The sequence below is a fragment of the Mesorhizobium sp. M0045 genome (assembly GCF_040323385.1).
In the GTDB taxonomy this organism is placed as follows: Bacteria; Pseudomonadota; Alphaproteobacteria; order Rhizobiales; family Rhizobiaceae; genus Mesorhizobium.
Genome location: NZ_JAMYUY010000005.1, coordinates 12,544 through 32,771, shown reverse-complemented (window position 1 = coordinate 32,771; position 20,228 = coordinate 12,544). Strand labels below are relative to the sequence as shown.

The following is a 20,228-nucleotide window of genomic DNA, read 5'->3' as shown; positions in this document are numbered from 1 at the left end:
CCTCCGTTGCGTCCGGTCGAACCGGTCCCATTCAAGGACTGAGATCAATGAAACTGTTCTTCAGCCGCAATCCCAATCCTCGCCTCGCGGTCGCCGTGGCACGTTATCTCAATGCCAAGGTCGAGTTTGAATTCGCCTCCCCCTTCGCTCCGGGGCAGGCCGAGCGCTTTCGGCCGCTCAATCCAAATCTTTCATTGCCCATCCTTGTGGACTTGGGAAAAAGCCTCTGGGAGGCCGATGCCATAGCCTGCCGGCTTTCACGCGACACGCATTCGCATTTCTGGCGCGCCGGCGACGACGAGCCGGAGATGATCCGATGGCTGAGTTGGGGCAAAGAGAACTTCGCAAGAGCCTGCGATGTAGTTCATTTCGAACGCGGGACCAAACAGCGCTATGGGCTCGGCCCGATCGATCAGGCACGGGTTGAGGAGGGCCTGAGGGACTTCAGTACCGCCGTTGCAATACTTGATGCTGAGCTTTCCCAGCGAGAATGGCTGGTCGGAAATTCGGTTTCCTACGCCGACTTTCGAATGGCGACGTTTCTGCCCTTCAACGACGTCGCCCGATTGCCTCTCGATGATTATCCCTCTGTCGGCCGCTGGTATCGGCAGCTTGAAGAAATCGATGCTTGGCGCGATCCCTTCGAAGGGCTCAATGCACCTGAATTGACACCGGTCCCGGGCCAGGCCAAGGCCGTGTGATTCTCGATCATTTGCGCAAGCTGATTGCGTCGACCCTAATCCAGCGTCCGGCGGAACCGCACCAGCGCAATGCCGGCGAACAGCGCCACGAACACCACCAGCCAGCCGATCTCCGTTGCCACTGCCGGCAGCTCGGCGCCCTTCAGCATCACCGCGCGGATAATGCGCAGGAAATGCGTCAGCGGCAGCACTTCGCCGAAAACTTGCGCCCAGTCCGGCATGCCGCGATAGGGGAACATGAAGCCGGACAGCATGATCGACGGCAGGAAGAAAAAGAAGGTGAGCTGCAGGGCCTGCATCTGCGTGCGGGCGATCGTCGAAATCGTGTAGCCGAGCAGCACCAGCGCCAAGACGAAGATCAGGACCGCCGTCAACAGCAGCGACATAGATCCGGTGAAGGGTATGGCAAACAGAAGCTTCGAGGCCGCCAGCACCACCACCACCTGCACGGCGCCTACCGCCAGATAGGGCAGCACCTTGCCCAGCATGATCTCGAGCGGGCTGGACGGCATCGCCAGAAGGTTCTCCATCGTGCCGCGCTCGGTCTCGCGCGTCAGCGCGATCGAAGTCATCATCACCATCGTCATCTGCAGGATGACGCCGAGCAGACCGGGCACGATGTTGTACTGCGAGACGGCTTCCGGATTGTAGCGCCGGTGCACCACCACCTGGAGCTGGCCCCGGGCAGCTTCGGCCGCCGTCTCCTGCATGCCGCGTGCCCTGAGCAGCGCCTGGTTGGCGACGGTGCCGAGCGTCGAGATGGCGCCGCTGGCGACGGCCGGGTCGGTTGCATCCGCCTCGATCAGGATCTGCGGGCTGTCGCCGCGCTCGACCCGTCGGGCAAAATCGGCGGGAATGGTGACGACGAAGGCGACATCGCCGCGCGCCATCAGGAATTCGGCTTCGGCGGCACTTTGCGCAACATGGTCGAAGCGGTAATATCCGGTGGTCTGCAGCGCCGAAACCATGGCCCGCGTGTAAGGATCGCTGCTCATCGCCACCAGCGCCGCCGGCAGGCTCTTCGGATCGTTGTTGATGGCATAGCCGAACAGCACCAGCTGCATCAGCGGCACGCCGAGCATCATGGCGAAGGTGATGCGGTCGCGCCGCATCTGGATGAACTCCTTGATCAGCAGCGCGCCTAGCCTGGCGAAGGAAAAGATGCTGTTTATCCCGTTCTTCATCCCATGTTGTCCTTCGAACCGGACATGAACTGGATGAACACATCCTCCAGGCTGGTCTCGCCGGGCGATACCGTGACGCCCTTGTGCTCTTTCTCGACATCGGCGAGCGCTGCCTGAAGCGCCCTTCTGTCGGAACCGACGACATGCAGCGTCGCCCCGAACGGCGCCACCTGGTCGACGCCGTGGCGGCCATGAAGTGCGGCCGCGACCTTATCGAGCCGTGGCCCTTGCAGGACGAAGGTGGTCAGCCCGGCATTCCTCACCACGTCCTCGACCGTGCCAGTGGCCAGCATCTTGCCGTAGGAGATGTAGCTGATGCGGTGGCAGCGCTCGGCTTCGTCCATGTAATGGGTGGAGACCAGCACGGTCAGGCCGCCGCTCGCCAGCCGGTGGATCTCGTCCCAGAATTCGCGTCTGGCCTTCGGATCGACGCCCGCCGTCGGCTCGTCGAGCAGCAGCAGTTTCGGCTTGTGCATGATGCAGGCGGCCAGCGCCAGCCGCTGCTTCCAGCCGCCGGACAGCGTACCGGCCAGCTGGTTCCTGCGCGATGTCAGGCCGAGCTCCTCAAGCGTCTTAGCCACATGCCCGTCGAGCGGCTTCAGCCGGTAAAGCCGTGCCACGAATTCGAGATTCTCGCCGATCGTGAGGTCTTCGTAGAACGAGAATCTCTGTGTCATGTAGCCGACTTCGCGCTTGATCCGCAGGCTGTCGGTGCGAATGTCGAAGCCCAGAACCGTGCCTTCGCCCTCATCCGGCGTCAGCAAGCCGCACATGATGCGGATGGTCGTCGTCTTGCCTGAGCCGTTCGGCCCGAGGAAGCCGACGATCTCGCCCTCGGCCACCGTCATCGTCACATGGTCGACGACGGTCTTGTCGCCGAAGCGCTTGACCAGGCCGTGCACGTCGATGACGTTCATTTTCCGATGTCCGCCAGATCGACGTCGACGATCTGCCCGGGCTGCAATGCGCTGGCGTCGCCCTCCGGCCGCGCTTCGACCAGATAGACCAGCTTTTGCCGGGTCTCGAGCGAGTAGATCACCGGCGGCGTGAATTCCGGATCCGGTGACACGTAGCTGACGCGAGCCTTCACGCCCGCTCCGCAACCGTCGCAATGGACATTGAGCAGCGTGCCGACATCGACCGAGGAGAACGCGCTTTCCGGCACATAGACGCTGAGCTTCACCGCGCCATCCGGCAGTATGGAGATGACCGGCGCGGTCGGCCCGGCCGTGTCGCCTGGATAGCGGATGACATCGTTGACCCGGCCGGGCGAGGGTGCCGTCAGCACGCGCTTCGACAGCCGCCATTGCGCTTGCTCCAGCGCCGACTGCGTCTGCCTGACCTGATTGTCGGCAGCCTTGATCGTCTCGGGCCGTGCCGGCAGCCCGCCGACGGCGAGATTGGCCTCCGCCTGGCCGACCTGCGCGTTGGCCGTCTCCAGCGTCGCGGAAGCCGTGTCGTAGTCGGCCTGCGTGCCGGTGCCGCGTTTGAACAGATCGCTGGCGCGGATGTAACGGCGTTTGGCGTCGGCGGCTTGCGCCTTGGCCATGTCGACCTGCGCCTTGAGCACCGCAATCTCTTCCGGCCGCTTGCCGACCTTCAGGTCGGCAAGTTGCGCCTGGGCCTGCGCAAGGGCCGCCTCGGCTTGTGCGATGGCGATCTTGGCGTCGGCGTTTTCCAACGTCACCACCGGCGTGCCGGGCGCGACGCGGTCGCCGCGCTTGACCGCAATCGTCTCGACCTGCGCCACCTCGATCGGCGCGAGCAGGACGTAGTCGCCCTCGACGTAGCCGACGGCGAGCGGTGCTGCCGGCGCGCAGGCGCTGAAAAGCTGGGCGGCAAGCGGCAAAGAACAGAGCAGGCTCATGATCCACGATCCTTCCGGACAGCCAAATCGCGCCGAGCTAAAATCGCGCTGAGATTGTCGGTTATTGTTGCCGCGATCTTGCCGGCCTCATCATCGCCGATCTTGCGCCAGCCCATCCGGCGCATAACCGCCTCGCGGCCGATGCGGAAATAGACGACCTGGCCGATCAGCGTGAATACGGTGAGTTTTGTGCGCTCGCTCTCGGCCGGCTCGCCCGTCGCCTGTTCCCAGATGAGGCAGAGCCGGCGATGCGCCGGTTCGAACACGCCGTCATAGATACGGTCGAGGGCCGCGGTAGGATGCGACAGCTCGCGCAGGACGAACTGTACAATCTCGCCTGCTTCCGGCCTTGCCGCGATGAAGGCGACCATGCGCTCCAGTGCGACGGCTAAATGTGCCCGCGCGGCTTCGGTGTCCGCCAATGCCGCGACCGGCGCCTGCAGATTGCCGATCGCCTGGCCGGCAACGGTCTGGATGGTGTCGACGATGTAGTCGGCCGCCGCGTTGCGGAGCCCTTCCTTGCCGCCGAAATGATAGGCGATCGAGCCGATATTGGCCTTGGCCTCAGCCGCGATCTGGCGCGTCGACGTGCCGTCGAAACCCTGGCGTCCGAACAGCTTCAGGGCCGCGCGCACGAGTGCCGTCCGCGTCATGTCTGCGGCGGTCTTGGGCGCCTCATGAGGAAGGCTGCTGGCGCTGGGCGATTTGATCATCATCGACAATTTAATCAATCGAATGATTAAAGTCAACTGCGATCAAGCGGCTTGCCAACTCTGGCCGTGCGCGCTCTAGTGCGTGGCCATGGGCAAGGAAATCGAGCGTAAATTCCTGGTCTCAGGTGAGGAATGGCGGGCAATGGTCGAGGCGGACATTCATATCCGTCAATTCTACCTTGTCGCCGAACCCAGCCGTACGGTGCGTGTGCGCATCAGCAATGATGCCGCCGCCAAGCTGACGCTCAAGTTCGGCAGCCAGGCACGCCAGCGCGATGAATTCGAATATCCGGTGCCTTTGGCGCAGGCGCAGGAGATGCAGGCCTTTGCCATCGGACATGTCATCGAGAAGACACGCCATCATGTTAGACACCGCGGCTATCTCTACGAAGTCGATGTCTTCGGGGGGACGCTTGCGGGGTTGGTGATCGCCGAGCTCGAGACGCCGGAGGATGTACCGGACGAAATGCTGCCAGATTGGCTCGGCCGCGAAGTCACCGGCGAGCCGAGATTTTACAACGCGTCGCTCGCCCTTGGGGGGATTGCGGAGATCGTCGCATGAGCTTTCGTATCGATCCGCACATGTCGCTGACCGGCGAGGTCAGGCGCATCCTCGCCGAGGAGATCGGCAAGGCGCTTGTGCATCTGGACGCCGCGCGTGACAGGCCCGAGCAGGGGCTGCACAACTGTCGCAAACGGCTGAAGAACGTCCGCGCCTTGCTGCGCCTTGTCCGTTCCGGAGACGAAACATTCTGCGTGACTGAGAATGAATGCTACCGCCAGGTGGCGGCCCTGCTTGCCGGCCCGCGCGAGGCAACCGCACTGGTGGAAACAATCGACCGGCTAGCGGCAAGCTTTCCCGAGCAAAGTGCCGGCGGTGGCCTCGATGCCGTTCGCGACCGGCTCGTCGCGCGCCAGCATGAACTGCATGGCGGAGCAGGTCTCGATGCTGCGATAGGCGCGGCGATCGCCGCTTGCGAGGAAGGTGTCGGCCGGATCGACAAGCTCGCTCTGCCCGACCAGCCGGAGCAGGCTGCCGACGTCCTCGCCGAAGGCGCGCGCGCCACTTTGCGCCGCGCCAGGAAAGCGCTGGACAAGGCGGCTTCGCGCGGCGAAGCCGATGACTTTCACGACCTGCGCAAGGCGGCCAAGACGCATGGCATGCACCTGTCGCTGCTCGGCCGGCTGTGGCCGACGCCGATCAAGGCCCGGCGCAAGGCCGTCGATGAATTGGGCGAGCGGCTCGGCGAACTGCACGACGTGTTCGTCATGCGCGCGCTTCTCGATGCCGAGGACCAGCCGCTCGGTCCCCCTGAGGACACGCGGTTGCTTGCCAAGCTGCTGAAGCGCTCGGAAAAGAGCCTGAAAAAAACCTGCCTCGCCGAGGCGGCCGAGCTTTTCGGCGACCGTCCGAAGCGCTCGACAAGGAAGCTTGCCCGCAAGGTGCGCGACGATCTCACAGCGGTATCGCACGAAGACGCCGGCGCGCCTGGCGTGGGCTGATCATGGTGTAATTTGCCGCCCTGCGATAATCGCCGTCTGGCATGACCGAGCCCGGCGACACGCTTCTGGACCGACTTGGCCGCTGGCTTGGCGGCCGGCTGCAGGAGGAATCGTCCGGCTACGAGCCTTACACGCCGTCGGACGCTATTCGCGCAAGGAAATCCTGCACATCCGCCATCACTCGCTCGACACGCCGCGCGACTTCGACCTGTCGCCCTATTTCCGCATCGTCAAGCCGACCCTCGAATATGGTTTCGACTACCGGCAGATGATTTGGGACGACAAGCCCTGGATTACCAACGCCGAAACAAGGGTTCAGAGTGGCTTCATGTCGATAAGGATACTAGACTTAACCGCGAACACAGGGAATTTGTTTCCAATTTCTTGGCTATTCACAGCACGGGTTTGCCGATGCAGGGCGCAAACGGGAAAATCCTTGTTGTGGGCATGGACGGCGTGGAAGGGGTTCCCGGGCAAGGACGCTGGTTCTCACCCGGGCCATCACCCAGAAGCGTGCGAATGGGCAACTGCCCTAGCCAGACGACTTTTTCTAACAAGGCCGAGCCGATTGGAAGGATTTAACTCTACAAGAACGATAGAGTTAGGTGACTATGAAACGCAATCCGGGTTTTTCTCGTTTCCAAGGAGCCTTTCATGTCCACCATTTCGCGACGTATCGTTCTCTTGTCCTCGGCGGCTCTGGCAGGTGCCGTCTTTCTCGGCCCAGCCGATGCGCAGGACCTCAAGATCACTATCGGCTACCAGACAGTCGTCGAACCCTCGAAGGTGCCGCAGGCCGACGGCGCCTATGAGAGCGCGACCAAGGCGGCAATCGACTGGCGGAAATTCGATTCCGGCGCCGACGTGATCGCCGCCATCGCTTCCGGTTCGGTCGACATCGGTTATGTCGGCTCGAGCCCGCTGGCGGCGGCGGCGAGCCGCGAGCTTCCCATCCAGACAATCTTCATTGTCGGGCTGATCGGCGAATCCGAGGCTCTTGTCGCCCGCAATGGCGCCGGCATCGAGAAGGCCGCCGACCTTGCCGGCAAGAAGGTGGCGGTGCCCTTCGTTTCGACGACGCATTACAGCCTGCTTGCCGCGCTGAAGCATGAGGGTGTCGACCCGAAGTCGGTCGATATTCTCAACCTGCGGCCACCGGAGATCACGGCGGCATGGGCGCGCGGCGACATCGACGCCGCCTATGTCTGGGATCCGGCACTCGGCCAGATCAAGACGACGGGCAAGGTCGTGCTGGATTCCTCGCAGGTCGCAGCCTGGGGCGCGCCGACCTTCGACGCCTGGATCGTGCGCACCGACTTCGCCGAAAGGAACCCGGAAGCGGTGCGCGACTTCGTCAAAGTGACGGGCGCTGCCTATGCCGACTTCCTGGCCAAGCCGGATCAATGGTCGGTGTCCTCGCCGCAAGCGGCCAAGATCGCCAGGATCACCGGGGCCAAGCTCGAAGACGTGCCGCAACTGCTGAGAGGCTATGTCTTCCCGACGCTCGAGGAGCAGGCCTCGGACAAGTTCCTCGGTGGCGGCACGGTCAAGGCGGTCGAGGCGACATCGGCCTTCCTCAAGGAGCAGGGCAAGATTGATGCCGTCTTGCCGGATTATTCGAAATACGTGTCGTCGAAATATGTCGGCGAGGCGCTGGCCTCGAATTAGCGGCGGCTCAATACGCGCGTCCTCTCTTCCCTGACACCCGCGTTACCTGCCCCGGAGCCGCTGACGAGGAACGGCTTCGGGGCTGGCAGGTTTACAATATCGGCGACCCCACATGACGCATCTCGTGCTCGACCAAGTCTCGGTTCATTATGACGGCCAGCCGGCGCCGGCCGTCGAACGCGTGTCGCTTGACATCGCCAAGGATGACTTCGTTGTCCTGGTCGGCCGCTCCGGCTGCGGCAAGACCTCGCTGCTCAACGTCGCTGCGGGCCTGGTCCAGCCTGTGCGCGGCAGCGCCACGATAGGCGGCAGGCCGATCACGGCGCCAGGCTCGGACCGCGCCGTCGTGTTCCAGAACGACGCACTGTTTCCGTGGCTGACCGCGCGCGAAAATGTCGCCTTTGCTCTCAGGCTGCGCGGTGTCGGGGCTGCCGAACGGGGGCGGACTGCCGACGACCTTCTGGCGCTGGTGAAGCTCGACGGCGCCGGCGACAAGCGCATCTGGGAGCTTTCCGGCGGCATGCGCCAGCGCGTCGGCCTGGCCCGGGCGCTGGCAGCCGAGCCGCAATTCCTGCTGCTCGACGAACCGCTGGGCGCACTCGATGCGCTGACACGCGAACGCATGCAGACAACGCTGCTCGATCTGTGGACGGCAAGCCAGGTCGGCGTGCTGATGGTCACGCACGGTATCGACGAAGCGCTGGTGCTCGCCACCCGCATCATTGTGCTCGCTCCCGGCCCTGGCCGGGTGGTGCGGAGTTTCGAGGCCGGTTTCAGCCGGCGCTATGCAGCCGGCGAGGCCATTCGCAGCATCAAGGCCGATCCCGCCTTCGCCGCGGCGCGCGGCGAGCTGACCGACGCGATCTTCGAAGGGGAGGCAGCATGACCGTTACCTCCTATACCGAGCGGCCGCGGCGCTCCAAGGTCGACGACGGAGCCGACGCGCTGTCGGTGCCATGGTCGCGGCCGCGGCCGAGACGCAGCCGCGTTTCGGCCCGCGTGGTTAGCGCGATCACCATTCTGATGGTGCTGGCAGTGTGGACGGTATCGGCCCGCCTGCAATTGGTGCCGCCGGTTTTCCTGCCGTCGCCTGTGGCAGTCTGGAACAAATTTGTCGTCGTCGCCCGTGACGGCTTTGTCGACGCGACGCTGCTCCAGCATATCGCCGCCAGCCTGTGGCGCGTGTTTGCAGCGCTGATCGTCGCCATCGTCGTCGGCGTTCCCATCGGGCTGGCGATCGGCGTCAGCACGATCGGGCGTGGCCTCTTCGATCCGCTGCTCGAATTCCTGCGGCCGATCCCGCCGCTCGCCTATCTGCCGCTGATCATTATCTGGTTCGGCATTGGCGAGCCGTCCAAGATCCTGGTGATTGCCGTTGCCATGCTGGCACCGGTTGCGCTGTCGACGGCATCGGGTGTTCGCGGCGTCTCGCAGGAACGCATCAATGCAGCGCGTTCGCTTGGCGCCACGCAGCGCCAAGTGATCCGGCACGTCACCCTGCCCAGCGCGCTGCCCTCGATCCTGACCGGTCTGCGCATCGCGCTTGGCGCCGGTTGGTCGACGCTGGTCGCCGCCGAGCTGGTGGCCGCGACGCGCGGGCTCGGTTTCATGATCCAGTCCGCTGCCCAGTTCCTCGTCACCGACGTGGTGGTGATGGGCATACTGGTGATCGCGGCCATTGCCTTCGTGCTCGAATTCATCATCCGCAGGATCGAGCGGGTGCTCGTCCCGTGGGCAGGGCGGGAGTGACCGACAATGCCCCATTCCATCGCTGTATTGTTCGCGCATTTCGGCCATTGGCTCCGCCTGATCAAGGCCGGGGACAAACAGCCGCCTGACGGCGAACGCAAAACGCCGGTGCAACTGGACGCGGAGCGCAACCGCCTGCCGCCGCGCGACGAAAGTTTCTACTGGGGCTGGCAATACTGGTCGCGGTGACCCGGCCGCCACGGGTACGCTGTGGCGCTCTGGCGGGAGCCTGAGGATCGACGCCTGCTCAAACGCGCGAACGGTTCGCCCAGGCCAGGCCGGCCAAGCCGACCAGCGCGGTGACGATGCCGACATAGAGCCATTGCGACTGGCCGGTCATGAAGCTGCCGCCGATAACGCCGATGCCTTGCAACGTCCACAGCACGCCGATGGCGAGCACAATCAAGGCCAGCAGATTTTTGATCAATCTCATCGCTAGAACTCCGTTCCAAGTCGATCATAAACCGCGTTCCGGCCGGAATGAAACAGCGAGAAGACGCTGCTCGATTACACCAACTTCTACTTGGATGCTAATCTCTGATCTTGTGCAAGACGCCCGGAGATCGGCGCAGACATCATCAAAGAAGCTGCGCCTCGCTGCAGAAAGTCTCTGACAAATTGTTTCGCGCCGACTCCAAACGTGTAACATTGCCATGGAACCGACAGATCATTGCCGCATTTGCTGCCTTGTTCGGCACCTAACGGCTTGGGTCTGTCAACGGAGCTAACCCCAAGCATGAAGAAAAGCTATCAGGCCGCGCTCGTCGCGGCCACGATTGCGGCCGGCCTGACGGTCGGCGCATCCGCCACCAGCGCCGCCGCTCAGTGCGGTCGTGCCTCCTGGTACTCACTGCATTCCAGAACCGCTTCCGGCGAGCGCATGAACCCGTCGGCGCTGACCGCCGCGCATCGCAGCCTGCCGTTCGGCACCAAGCTGAAGGTGACCAATCGCAACAATGGCCGCAGCGTCGTCGTGCGCATCAACGACCGCGGCCCCTTTATCAGGGGCCGGATGCTCGATCTGTCGAAGGGCGCAGCCAGTCAGCTTGGCTTCATCAGCTCGGGCCATACCGCTGTCTGCATGGCACGGGTCTAACGGTCCGGCCGCCACGGCCGGACGCCGCCTCCAACGATCTTCCCAATAGCCGTGCCCTTGCCTGGCCTTCGCAGGTGCACTTCGCATGTGCACATTGAGCCGGCTGTTGCCCTTCCAGGCGGATTCTCAATGCCTTGGACGAAAGAACGAGCATAAATCACGCAGATTGACGTATTGCATCGCAGCAGATTGTTGCTAACTTCCCCGCAAAGCATTCAAGGCTCGGCGCTGCTCGTCGGCCCTTCGATCGCAGTCGGCAGCGGGGTTCTCGATGTTCTACCAGCTCTACGAACTGAACCACGCCGCCTTGCAGCCGGCGCGCCTCTATGCCGATGCGGTGCGCCTGTTCTACTCCAATCCGCTCAATCCGGTCTCACACACGTCCTGGGGCCGCTCGGTTGCGGCAACGGCCGAACTGTTCGAGCGCACGACGCGCCGCTACGGCAAGCCGCAATTCGGCCTGACCAAGACCGTGGTCGACTGGAAAAACGTCGAGGTCAGCGAACGCACCGTCTGGTCGCGGCCGTTCTGCAACCTGGTTCGTTTCGAGCGGGCGGTTCCTGCCGGGCGCCGGCCGGATCCGAAGCTGTTGATCGTCGCGCCGATGTCGGGCCACTACGCGACGCTGCTGCGCGGCACGGTGGAGGCGATGCTGCCCTATGCCGACGTGCATATCACCGACTGGGTCGACGCCCGCATGGTGCCGCTGGCCGACGGCAGCTTCGATCTTGACGACTATATCGACTACATCGTCGACATGCTGCATGCGCTGGGCCCCGACACCCATGTGATGGCGGTGTGCCAGCCTTCGGTGCCGATGCTGGCGGCGGCGGCACTGATGGAAGCCAAGGGTGATCCGTTCGTGCCCTCGACGATGACGCTGATGGGCGGGCCGATCGACACGCGCCGCAATCCGACGGCGGTCAATCTGCTGGCGCAGGAAAAGGGCATCGACTGGTTCCGCGACAACGTCATCATGCGCGCGCCCTGGCCGGTGCCGGGCTTCGGCCGTGAGGTCTATCCCGGCTTCCTGCAGCTTTCGGGTTTCATGAGCATGAACCTCGACCGCCACATCACCGCCCACAAGGACTTCTTCATGCATCTGGTGAAGCATGACGGTGACAATGCCGAGAAGCACCGCGAGTTCTACGACGAATATCTGGCGGTGATGGATCTGACGGCGGAATTCTACCTGCAGACCGTCGACACCGTGTTTGTCCGCCAGGCCTTGCCCAAGGGCACGATGAGGCATCGCGGCGTGGCGGTCGACCCTTCGGCGATCCGCAATGTCGCCCTGTTTACGGTCGAGGGCGAGAACGACGACATCTCCGGCCTCGGCCAGACCAAGGCCGCGCACGATCTGTGCATCAACATCCCGGCCGACCGGCACGCCCATTACATGCAGCCTGCGGTCGGCCATTATGGTGTGTTCAACGGCTCGCGCTTCCGTTCCGAAATCGTGCCGCGCATCGTCGACTTCATCACCAGCTACGGCCGTCAGAACCGTGTTGCGGTGAAGCCCAAGCTGGTCAGGACCGGCAAGAAATAGGCGACCAGTGATGATGCCCGTCAATCCGCATCAGGTCGGTCTATGCCAAAATCATCGGTTGGCGCGGCCGTGCGGCGGGTCGACCTGTTGCACAATAGTCGCGTTGGCGCCACGCGGGTAACCATGCCGCAAAAATCAATCCATCCTCATAATTGACACGGACTGTAAATACCCCTTAACGTTTCGTTAATAACAAGGGACAAGCGGGGACAATGATTTCCTCACCAATGGCGAGAACGCTGCGCCTGTGCGCGCTGGCCGGACTTACTGTGGCGGCAGGTTGGGCCAGTTCGGCCTCGGCGGCCGGCCCGATGATAACGGGTGGCCCGACCTCGCAGCCGATCGGCCATTATGATTTCTGCAAGAGCTACGCCTCCGAATGCTCGATCCGCCCGAAGGATCTGTCGCCCGCCAGCCTGACCGGCTCGCTGTGGCGCAAGCTGCTCAGCGTCACGGCAAAGGTCAACGCCGCCGTCAAGCCGGAGAGCGACTTCGACATCTACGGCAAGGATGAGGTCTGGGCCTATCCCGACAAGGGCGTTGGCGATTGCGAGGACTATGTCCTGGAAAAGCGCCGTGAGCTGAACCGGCTGGGCGTCTCGTTTGCCGATCTGCTGATGACCGTCGTGCGCAAGCCGGATGGCGAAGGCCACGCCGTGCTGACGGTGCGCACCGACAAGGGCGACTACATCCTTGACAATCTGACCGACCAGGTCCGTCCCTGGGACCAGACCGGCTATCGTTTCCTCAAGCGGCAGGCGATCGACAATACCGGCCGCTGGGTCTCCATCCGCGGCGGCCAGCAGGTTCTGGTCGGCTCGGTCCAGTAACAACGCAACTCATTTTGGCCGTGCCAGCGCGGCGCGGATCGACGCAATGATGCGGCGAAGCTCGGCTTCGTCGAGCTTTTCAATGTTGTCGGCCAGGAGATTGGCAAGCTCGGTCGCCGCCGGGCTAAGGCCCGACGTGTCGAGCTTGACGCGCGGATGCGAGGTTTCGGCCAGCCGCGCCAGTTCCTCGGCGTCGTCCCAAATGATGTTGAAATAGCCGATGATCTTCTGGATCAGCGTCCAGCTCGGCGCACCGCGGCGGCCGTGTTCCAGCGCCGAGAGATAGGCTGCGCTGACGCCGATCGCCTTGGCCATGTCCTTCTGGCTGACGCCGCGCTCGTTTCGCAGCACGCGAAGCTTTTCGCCGAACGGGGTCACAAGCGCACCTTCATGGATGCATCCTCATAGGTGCGTCCCTCATCGGCATGCCCTCATGAGCGTGCCCGCCGCAAGCGGACATAGAGCGCACCCGAGCCGCCATGTTTGCGGGCGGCATGGTCGTGGCTGGAGACGAGGGGCCGGAAAGCGGGTGTCGACAGCCATGACGGCACGGCGCGCCGCAAGACGCCATCACCGCCCGACGAAGAGCCCTTGCCGGTGATCACCAGGACGTAGCGGATGCCGCCGGCATGCGCCCGGCACAGGAAGGAAAACAGCAGCGAATAGGCTTGGTCCTGGGTCAGGCCATGCAGGTCGACGCGGCCCTCGATCGGCAGCCGGCCCTTCGACAGCTTGTCCAGCGTCGGTTCGTCGAGTGCGTGGGAGACATGCTGCGCCTTCGGCTTTGTGGCCGCGGCAGGATTGCCCGCGCCCTGTGCCGGCGGCGGCGCCTGCCTGGTCTCGTCGATCTCCGGCCCAACGTGTGGAATTTCGACGGCGGTTCTGCCCTTCAGCGGTTTTGCCGTGCGCGCCACCAGGTTCCACAGCACCCGGTCGTCCTCGCTCAGCCTGTCGATGCGCCGGGTCATCGGCCTGCTCCTGAAACCAGCGGCCGGGGGATCAGCGCATAAAAATCGGCGGCGTTGCGGATAACGCCGGCGATCTCGCCGGCCGCATCGCCCGACCCGGCAAACAGATCACCGCGGGCCGGCCCGGTGATCGCCGAGCCGGTGTCCTGCGCGATCATCAGCCGCCGGAACGGTTTTCCGTCGAAGACGGTCAGCGACGGCGCATCGATATGGAAGGGTGTGCCGAACGTGTGCAGCAGCCGGTCGACGGCGATCGAGCGGCCGGGTGTCAGCGGCACCTTGGCGGCAGCAATCGGGCCGAGCTCCCGGTCGTCGACGCCCGTCTCGCGGAAGAAGATATAGGAGCGGTTGCGCCACAGGGTCTCGTCGACGCGCTCCGGATGCGCCTTGAACCAGGCACGGATCGACTGCATCGTCACTTTCTCCAGCGGGATCTCGCCTTCCTCGCTCAGGATCTTACCCGGTCCGGTAAAGCGCTGGCCGGATTTGGCGGCATAGGTGATGCGGCGAAGCCTGCCATCGGTCATGTTGAGCCGTGCCGCGCCCTGCACGTGAATGAAGAAGGCGTCGACCTTGTCGGCGAGCCAGGCGATTTCCAGCCCTTTTCCGGCAAGCGCGCCGCGTTCGATCTCGCCGCGGTCGAAATATTCGACCGGGCCGTTCGGCGCCGCACGAGCGAAGGCGAGATAAGGATCCAAGCCGGAAGGACGATTGCCGTCGTCGATGTCGACCAGGTCGGCCGGGCGCGCCAGCAACGGCACCGAAAATCGTTCCGTGCGCACCGGCGAGGCTTCGACCTCCGGCTCATAAAAGCCGGTTACCAGGCCCGGACCACCATCTTCGGCATCGATACGGGCCGGAACGAAATGGCGCTCGAAAAAGCTTCGTGCCTGCAACCGATTCGGCAACGAAACGGTACGCGCTTCGGCATAGGCATCGGCAAAGCCATTGTAGTCGACGCCGAGCGCGCCGGAGCGGTAGGGTTTGGTCAGGATATGAAAGGCCGAGCGGCGAAAGGCGTCAAAGGCAGGGAGATGGTCGTCCTCGCCCCAGCCCGGCAATTCGCCAAAGGATTTTTCGCTGAAGGCTCGAGAAAGCGACACGACAGCCTCCGCCGCCGTCCAGTTCACTCTTCTTCTTCGGTGGCGACGAGCTTCCAGTTCGGATCGCGCGAGCGCGTGTCGCGGGCGAAGGTCCAGACGTCCTTGACCTCGGCGACGGTCTCGGGATCGCCATCGATGACAGCGCCGGCCTTGTCGCGGGTCGCCGAAATCAGCTCGCTGACAATGCGCAGCGTGATGTGCGCCTCGCTGCCCTTCATCTCGGCCGAAACGATGTCGGCCTTGTCGATGCCGACGAAGGAGGACTGGATCTTTTCGGCTTTCGCCTCACGGTCGCCGATGGCCGCGACGAAGCCGTCATAGACCTCGCGCGACAAAAGGTTCTTCAAGGTTTTGCGGTCGCCATCGGCGTAGGCCATGACGATCATCTCATAAGCCATCTTTGCGCCGTCGACGAAGGTCTTCGGGTCGAACGTCGGATCATTGTCCTTGATCGCCCGCAGGCCCCGGTTGAGATCGGTGTCGGGCTTGGCAAAGGCATCGATCGCCGCATAGGTGTCGGCCGCCGGCTCTCCTGTCAGACGCTTGCGCGGCAGCGAAACCACGTTCTCGGGTTTCTGGGCGGCATCCTTGTCGTTTTTGCGCGCTGCCGTATATGGATCGAAGGGCGGGCGCTCGTTGCCCGTGCGTCGGCCAAGCACGTTGCGCAGCTGGAAGAAGATCACCACCGCCGCAATCAGAAAGAAAATCGTGCCGAAGTCGAAGAAGCCCATATCTTGCGCCGATCAATCCCTGCTTTGGCCGGACCAGCGGCCAAGCAGGGGCCGCGATCACATAGCGTTCGGTATCCAAAGCATATAGAACGCATGGCGCAATCATTCAAATCAAAGGCAGCCATACCTATCTAACAGCTCTGGTGCCAGCGGCGATTGCTCGCCGGCCGGCAAAACATCGAAACGATCGGTCAAGATTTGCGTATCTCGCTGTTTCCCCTGTTCATTCTCGCGCTCCCGCTGCTGGAGATAGCCGGTTTCGTCATTGTCGGCCGCCAGATCGGCGCGCTGGCGACGGTCGGGCTGGTGCTGGCCTCGAGCGTCGCCGGCGCCTTGCTCCTTCGACACCAGGGTTTTGGCGTCATGGCCAGGGTACGTGCCGAAATGGACGCCGGGCGTGATCCGAGCGGCCAGCTTGCGCATGGCGCCATGATCGTGCTGGCCGCGATCCTTTTGATCATCCCCGGCTTCATCTCGGATATTTTCGGCATTCTGCTGTTCCTGCCGCCAGTGCGCGATCTTGCCTGGCGGGTGCTGAAAGGCCGCATCGTGCTGGCCACCGATTTCAGCAGTGGTTTGCGGGCAAGGCAACGCGGCAAGATCATCGATCTCGACGACGGCGACTATTCGCGTGCCGACGACCATACGCGCGGACCGGATTCTCCCTGGCGCCGCCTCAAGGACGAGTAGCCGCAAAGCAACCAGCGTCTTTTGCAAACTTGTCTTGTCGGGCCGGCCATGATAGCGAACGCCCGAATTTCAATCCGGTCAGCAACGCTGCCCAGGCAAAAGGACCACAGCTTATGGCCAGCAACGACGACGCGCCGACCGGCGCAGCCAACGGTAATGGAAATGCGGCGCAGCCTTCGCTCAACGTACTTGCGCAATATGTGAAGGACCTGTCCTTCGAAAGCCCCGGCGCACCGAACTCGCTGCGCGGTCGCGACAAGGCTCCCGGCATCGCCATCAACGTCAACGTCAACGCCAATCCGCTTTCGGACAAGCAGTTCGACGTCAATTTGACGCTGAACGCCAAAGCGTCGTTCGACCAGGAAGTGCTGTTCAATGTCGAACTGGTCTATGGCGGCGTCTTCGCCATCAGCGGCTTCCCGCAGGAGCACATGCTGCCGATCCTGTTCATCGAATGCCCGCGGCTGCTGTTCCCGTTCGCGCGGCAGATCATTGCCGAGGCAACACGCAACGGCGGCTTCCCGCCGCTGATGCTGGACCCGATCGATTTCGCGCAGATGTTCCAGCAGAAGCTGGCCGAGGACCAGGCTGCCGCCAAAGTCAAGGTGAGCTGAGCGCGGCTGCTAGCGTTTGAAAACCCGGCCTCGCGCCGGGTTTTTTGTTTGAGACGTCGGCGGGACAGCGCCCCCCTCTGTCCTGCCGGACATCTCCCCCACTTGGGGGGAGATCGGCTATCATCCCCGCTTTCGCCAATCTCCACGTTGCAGGCCGCAGGAGTGAGCGGAGCGCTGAAGCTGCCAATCTCCCTCTTGCGGGGGAGATGTCCGGCAGGACAGAGGGGGGTGTGAAGGATCGCTACAGAACGGCTTTCTGTATTTACTACGCAGACGTCTTAGCTCGCCTCAACCCGCAGCCAGAGCGCCTTTTCGCCCAATGTGCCAACCATGCCCGCGTGCGCGGTGCGCTCGGCGTCGGTCAGGCGCGACGGCAAGGCGATCGGCCTGACGCCGATCGAAATATCGATGTCTTCGACATTCTGCCTGCCGCCCGTTGGAGTCAGGATGCTGTCGAGGATAAGGCTTGCCTGCTTGCCGCCGATGAGCTCGATATAGACCTCGGCCAGCAATTCCGAATCGAGCAGCGCGCCGTGCTTGGTGCGGCGGCCGTTGTCGATGCCGTAGCGGCGGCAGAGCGCGTCGAGCGAATTGGGGCCCATCGGATGCTTGCGGCGCGCCAGCGCCAGCGTGTCGACGATCCGTCCCGGATCGATGGCCGGATGGCCAAGCCGGCCGAATTCGAGATTGAGGAAGCCGATGTCGAAGCCGGCATTGTGCGCGACCAGTTTGGCGCCGTCGATGAAGGCCAGAAACTCCTCGGCGATCTCCATGAAAGTCGGCTTGCCGACGAGATCGGCGGCGCTGATGCCGTGCACGGCCTGCGCCTCGTGATGGATCTGGCGGCCTTGCGGGTTGATATATTTATGGAAGGTTCGGCCGGTCGGGAAACGGTTGACCAACTCGACGCCGCCAAGCTCGATGACGCGGTCCTCGCGCGTGTCGAGGCCGGTGGTTTCCGTATCGAAGATGATCTCACGCATCGAATCAGTCCACTGGTTCCGGCATCATTCTAGCCGAATCACACCAGGAACAAAATGGCAACAAGGAATGTGGGTCTGCAAGCCTCTTAACCAGGCCTGGCTGCCTTATCCACGACTAGTTCGGCGATGATGGCCTTGACGGCTGCGCGAGCGGCGTCAAAGCCCTGACCAGTGTCGATGACAAAGTCGGCGCGCCGGCGCTTTTCGGCGTCGGGAACCTGCCTGGCCAGGATCGACGCCAGTTTCTCCTCGTTCATGCCCGGCCGCGCCAGCACGCGGGCGCGCTGAACTTCAGGCGGCGCGGTGACGACCACGACCTTGTCGACGCGGTTCCCGCCGCCGGTCTCGAACAGCAGCGGTATATCGAGCACGGCAAGCGGCGCGCCGGCGGCACGATTTTCAGCCAGGAAAGCATCGGCATCGGCACGGACCAGCGGATGGATGATCGCTTCCAGCCGTTTCAGCGCGGGGGCGTCGCCGAGCACCCGCGCCGCCAGTGCCGCGCGGTCGACCGCACCGGATCTGGTGGTGCCGGGAAAGGCCGCCTCGACCAAGGGCGCGGCCTTGCCGGCATAAAGGCGATGCACAGCCTCGTCGGAATCATGGACCGGCACGCCGGCTTCGGCAAACATCTTGGCCGTGGTCGATTTGCCCATGCCGATCGATCCGGTGAGGCCGAGCACGATCATTTTATCGCGCCGATATCGGCAATAACTATTTGCCGCAGTTCGGCGGTGACTTCTGGCCTGATGCCGAACCAGCGCTCGAAGCCGGGCACCGCCTGGTGCAGTAGCATGCCGAGCCCATCGACGGTTCTCAGGCCGCGCGCTTTGGCGGTGGCAAGCAGCGGCGTCTCCAGCGGCACGTAGACGATGTCGGTGACGATGGCGCGGTCCGGCAGTCTGCCCGGATCCGCGGACAGGCCTTCATTGCCATGCATGCCGAGCGCTGTCGTGTTGACCAGCAGGCCGGCATCTTCGAGGAATTCGCCGGTCGCCGCCATGCCATGGGCGGAGACGCCGGCACCGAAGCGGTCGCGCAGCTCCTGCGCCCTCGCAAGCGTCCGGTTGACGATGCGGATGTCGTTGATGCCGCGCTGCTTCAGCGCATGGATGACCGCGCGAGCGGCGCCGCCGGCACCGAGCACCACGGCGGGGCCGTTGGCCGCCCAGCCCGGTGCATATTCGTCCAGATTGGCGGCAAAACCATGGGCATCGGTGTTGCCGCCCCACAATTCGCCATTCTCGAACCACAGCGTATTGACCGCACCGATCTGTTCGGCGTCGGCGTCACGCCGCTCGGCCAAAGCGAAGGCGGCTTCCTTGTGCGGGATGGTGACGTTGCCGCCGCGATAGCCTTGTGCCTGCAGCGTCTGCAGGAATTCGGCAAAGGCCTCCGGTGCAACGTCAATGGCCTCGTAGACGCCGTCGATGCCGTATTTCGTCAGCCAGTGGCCGTGGATCTTCGGAGACCTGGAATGGGCGATCGGGTGGCCGGTGACGAAGGCTTTTTTCGAGGCTTCAGCCATCGATCGCCCCGAACTCACGCAGCTTGGCCAGCACCGGCAAAAGTGGCAGGCCGACAATGGTAAAATAGTCGCCTTCGATTTTTTCGAATAGCTGGATGCCTTCGCCTTCGATCTGGTAGGCGCCGACGCTGGACAACGCCTTGGCGCCGACGCGCGCCAGATGGCGGCCGATGAAGGCCGGATCGAGTTTGCGCATGGTCAGACTGGCGATGCCGACATGCCGCCACAGAACCTGGCCGTCACGGGCGAGCACGACGGCGCTGTTGAGATGATGCGTCTTGCCCGACAGCGCCAGCAGATGACGGCGCGCCCCTTCCATGTCGGCCGGCTTGTGGAACAGCTCGTCGCCGAGCGACAGCGTCTGGTCGCAGCCGAGCACCAGGGCGGCGGGCCTGCGCTCACTGACTTCGGTGGCCTTGGCTTCGGCGAGCACCAGGGCGACGTCCTCCGGCGACACGCCACTATTCTGCAGCGGCGCCTCCAGCGCGCGCTCATCGACAGAAGCCGGAACAGCTTCGACAGTGACGCCGGCATTGACGAGCAGCGCCTTGCGGAACGGGCTGCCCGAGGCAAGGATGATTTTTTCGGCCATTTTTTTTCGCCCGTTTCCTGGCGCTCACTAGGGTGTCGAGATTCAGGTCAGGCCGAGTCGAGAATGGTGGGTTCCGAGAACCGGAACGGAGCGGACATTTGGGTCCGTGAGTACCGGAAGCGCAGGAAACCGCCGTTCGCAGGCCGGCATCACCTGAAT

The 20,228-nt window shown here is 63.5% G+C and carries 25 protein-coding genes and 1 pseudogene; 13 read left to right on the top strand and 13 right to left on the bottom strand.

The genetic code is table 11. The features are described from left to right. The first annotated feature begins 47 nt into the window (after nt 1-47). Nucleotides 48-701, top strand: a complete 654-nt coding sequence (locus NKJ72_RS09570; RefSeq protein ID WP_352476816.1) for a glutathione S-transferase family protein — start codon at nt 48-50, stop codon at nt 699-701. Nucleotides 702-736: 35 nt separating this feature from the next. Here NKJ72_RS09570 and NKJ72_RS09565 read toward each other — a convergent pair whose 3' ends face one another. From NKJ72_RS09565 to NKJ72_RS09550, 4 genes are read right to left on the bottom strand one after another with little or no spacing between them, the layout of a single operon-like run. After that, nucleotides 737-1,873, bottom strand: a complete 1,137-nt coding sequence (locus NKJ72_RS09565; RefSeq protein WP_352477089.1) for an ABC transporter permease — start codon at nt 1,871-1,873, stop codon at nt 737-739. 8 nt (nt 1,874-1,881) lie between these two features. After that, the gene (locus tag NKJ72_RS09560) at nt 1,882-2,802 is read right to left on the bottom strand and encodes an ABC transporter ATP-binding protein (RefSeq protein WP_352476815.1); all 921 of its coding nucleotides are present in this window, start codon (nt 2,800-2,802) and stop codon (nt 1,882-1,884) included. Beyond that, nucleotides 2,799-3,752, bottom strand: a complete 954-nt coding sequence (locus NKJ72_RS09555; protein ID WP_352476814.1) for an HlyD family secretion protein — start codon at nt 3,750-3,752, stop codon at nt 2,799-2,801. The genes NKJ72_RS09560 and NKJ72_RS09555 overlap by 4 nt, the downstream gene beginning before the upstream one ends. After that, nucleotides 3,749-4,465 (bottom strand): CerR family C-terminal domain-containing protein, encoded by a 717-nt coding sequence (locus NKJ72_RS09550; protein WP_352477088.1) that lies wholly within the window; start codon nt 4,463-4,465, stop codon nt 3,749-3,751. The genes NKJ72_RS09555 and NKJ72_RS09550 overlap by 4 nt, the downstream gene beginning before the upstream one ends. A gap of 88 nt (nt 4,466-4,553) precedes the next feature. Here NKJ72_RS09550 and NKJ72_RS09545 point away from each other — a divergent pair, with 88 nt between their 5' ends. From NKJ72_RS09545 to NKJ72_RS09515, 7 genes and pseudogenes are all read left to right on the top strand, one after another. Further along, on the top strand, nt 4,554-5,027 hold the full coding sequence (locus NKJ72_RS09545) for a CYTH domain-containing protein (protein ID WP_352476813.1): 474 nt from the start codon (nt 4,554-4,556) through the stop codon (nt 5,025-5,027). Next, nucleotides 5,024-5,968 carry a CHAD domain-containing protein gene (locus tag NKJ72_RS09540; protein ID WP_352476812.1) on the top strand — a complete coding sequence of 315 codons (945 nt, stop codon included), beginning with the start codon at nt 5,024-5,026 and terminating at the stop codon, nt 5,966-5,968. The genes NKJ72_RS09545 and NKJ72_RS09540 overlap by 4 nt, the downstream gene beginning before the upstream one ends. Nucleotides 5,969-6,101: 133 nt before the next feature. Beyond that, a pseudogene (locus tag NKJ72_RS09535) lies at nt 6,102-6,254 on the top strand (lipo-like protein); the annotation flags it as partial. 368 nt (nt 6,255-6,622) lie between these two features. Beyond that, a complete protein-coding gene (gene tauA, locus NKJ72_RS09530) occupies nt 6,623-7,636 on the top strand; it encodes a taurine ABC transporter substrate-binding protein (RefSeq protein ID WP_352476811.1) in 1,014 nt (337 codons plus the stop codon). Between the two features lie 112 nt (nt 7,637-7,748). Then, nucleotides 7,749-8,522, top strand: coding sequence for a taurine ABC transporter ATP-binding protein (locus NKJ72_RS09525; RefSeq protein WP_352476810.1), 774 nt, complete (start codon nt 7,749-7,751; stop codon nt 8,520-8,522). After that, nucleotides 8,519-9,385, top strand: coding sequence for an ABC transporter permease subunit (locus tag NKJ72_RS09520; protein ID WP_352476809.1), 867 nt, complete (start codon nt 8,519-8,521; stop codon nt 9,383-9,385). The genes NKJ72_RS09525 and NKJ72_RS09520 overlap by 4 nt, the downstream gene beginning before the upstream one ends. A gap of 6 nt (nt 9,386-9,391) precedes the next feature. Then, on the top strand, nt 9,392-9,574 hold the full coding sequence (locus tag NKJ72_RS09515) for a hypothetical protein (RefSeq protein WP_352476808.1): 183 nt from the start codon (nt 9,392-9,394) through the stop codon (nt 9,572-9,574). A gap of 58 nt (nt 9,575-9,632) precedes the next feature. Here NKJ72_RS09515 and NKJ72_RS09510 read toward each other — a convergent pair whose 3' ends face one another. Beyond that, nucleotides 9,633-9,818: a hypothetical protein gene (locus tag NKJ72_RS09510; RefSeq protein ID WP_352476807.1), complete on the bottom strand. Its 186-nt coding sequence runs from the start codon at nt 9,816-9,818 to the stop codon at nt 9,633-9,635. 303 nt (nt 9,819-10,121) lie between these two features. On the opposite strand from NKJ72_RS09510, the gene NKJ72_RS09505 reads away from it, so the two are divergent. The 3 genes from NKJ72_RS09505 (at nt 10,122) to NKJ72_RS09495 (ending at nt 12,860) form a co-directional block, all read left to right on the top strand. Further along, nucleotides 10,122-10,481, top strand: coding sequence for a septal ring lytic transglycosylase RlpA family protein (locus NKJ72_RS09505; protein ID WP_352476806.1), 360 nt, complete (start codon nt 10,122-10,124; stop codon nt 10,479-10,481). Between the two features lie 271 nt (nt 10,482-10,752). Beyond that, a complete protein-coding gene (locus tag NKJ72_RS09500; RefSeq protein WP_352476805.1) occupies nt 10,753-12,030 on the top strand; it encodes a polyhydroxyalkanoate depolymerase in 1,278 nt (425 codons plus the stop codon). Between the two features lie 212 nt (nt 12,031-12,242). After that, complete coding sequence (locus tag NKJ72_RS09495; RefSeq protein ID WP_352476804.1) at nt 12,243-12,860, top strand: transglutaminase-like cysteine peptidase; 618 nt, start codon at nt 12,243-12,245, stop codon at nt 12,858-12,860. A 9-nt stretch (nt 12,861-12,869) separates the two neighbouring features. Here NKJ72_RS09495 and NKJ72_RS09490 read toward each other — a convergent pair whose 3' ends face one another. Genes NKJ72_RS09490 through NKJ72_RS09475 form a run of 4 tightly spaced genes read right to left on the bottom strand, consistent with a single transcriptional unit; the run spans nt 12,870 to nt 15,662 of the window. After that, nucleotides 12,870-13,238, bottom strand: a complete 369-nt coding sequence (locus NKJ72_RS09490) for a helix-turn-helix domain-containing protein (RefSeq protein ID WP_023675912.1) — start codon at nt 13,236-13,238, stop codon at nt 12,870-12,872. Nucleotides 13,239-13,291: 53 nt separating this feature from the next. Then, entirely contained in the window at nt 13,292-13,828 is a 537-nt protein-coding gene (locus NKJ72_RS09485) for a Smr/MutS family protein (RefSeq protein ID WP_352476803.1), read from the bottom strand. After that, nucleotides 13,825-14,931: a murein transglycosylase A gene (gene mltA / locus NKJ72_RS09480; RefSeq protein ID WP_352476802.1), complete on the bottom strand. Its 1,107-nt coding sequence runs from the start codon at nt 14,929-14,931 to the stop codon at nt 13,825-13,827. The genes NKJ72_RS09485 and mltA overlap by 4 nt, the downstream gene beginning before the upstream one ends. A 23-nt stretch (nt 14,932-14,954) precedes the next feature. Next, complete coding sequence (locus NKJ72_RS09475; RefSeq protein ID WP_352476801.1) at nt 14,955-15,662, bottom strand: Tim44/TimA family putative adaptor protein; 708 nt, start codon at nt 15,660-15,662, stop codon at nt 14,955-14,957. Nucleotides 15,663-15,860: 198 nt separating this feature from the next. Between NKJ72_RS09475 and NKJ72_RS09470 the strand changes: the two genes are divergently transcribed. Continuing rightward, on the top strand, nt 15,861-16,352 hold the full coding sequence (locus tag NKJ72_RS09470) for an FxsA family protein (RefSeq protein WP_352476800.1): 492 nt from the start codon (nt 15,861-15,863) through the stop codon (nt 16,350-16,352). A 113-nt stretch (nt 16,353-16,465) separates the two neighbouring features. Beyond that, on the top strand, nt 16,466-16,966 hold the full coding sequence (gene secB, locus NKJ72_RS09465; protein ID WP_254817954.1) for a protein-export chaperone SecB: 501 nt from the start codon (nt 16,466-16,468) through the stop codon (nt 16,964-16,966). A 278-nt stretch (nt 16,967-17,244) separates the two neighbouring features. On the opposite strand, the gene dnaQ is transcribed toward secB, so the two are convergent. From dnaQ to NKJ72_RS09445, 4 genes are all read right to left on the bottom strand, one after another. Beyond that, nucleotides 17,245-17,949, bottom strand: coding sequence for a DNA polymerase III subunit epsilon (gene dnaQ, locus NKJ72_RS09460; protein ID WP_352476799.1), 705 nt, complete (start codon nt 17,947-17,949; stop codon nt 17,245-17,247). Nucleotides 17,950-18,035: 86 nt separating this feature from the next. After that, nucleotides 18,036-18,638, bottom strand: coding sequence for a dephospho-CoA kinase (gene coaE, locus NKJ72_RS09455; protein ID WP_352476798.1), 603 nt, complete (start codon nt 18,636-18,638; stop codon nt 18,036-18,038). Continuing rightward, complete coding sequence (locus NKJ72_RS09450; protein ID WP_352476797.1) at nt 18,635-19,477, bottom strand: shikimate dehydrogenase; 843 nt, start codon at nt 19,475-19,477, stop codon at nt 18,635-18,637. The genes coaE and NKJ72_RS09450 overlap by 4 nt, the downstream gene beginning before the upstream one ends. After that, nucleotides 19,470-20,069, bottom strand: a complete 600-nt coding sequence (locus NKJ72_RS09445; RefSeq protein WP_352476796.1) for a Maf-like protein — start codon at nt 20,067-20,069, stop codon at nt 19,470-19,472. The genes NKJ72_RS09450 and NKJ72_RS09445 overlap by 8 nt, the downstream gene beginning before the upstream one ends. Nucleotides 20,070-20,228: the final 159 nt, after the last annotated feature.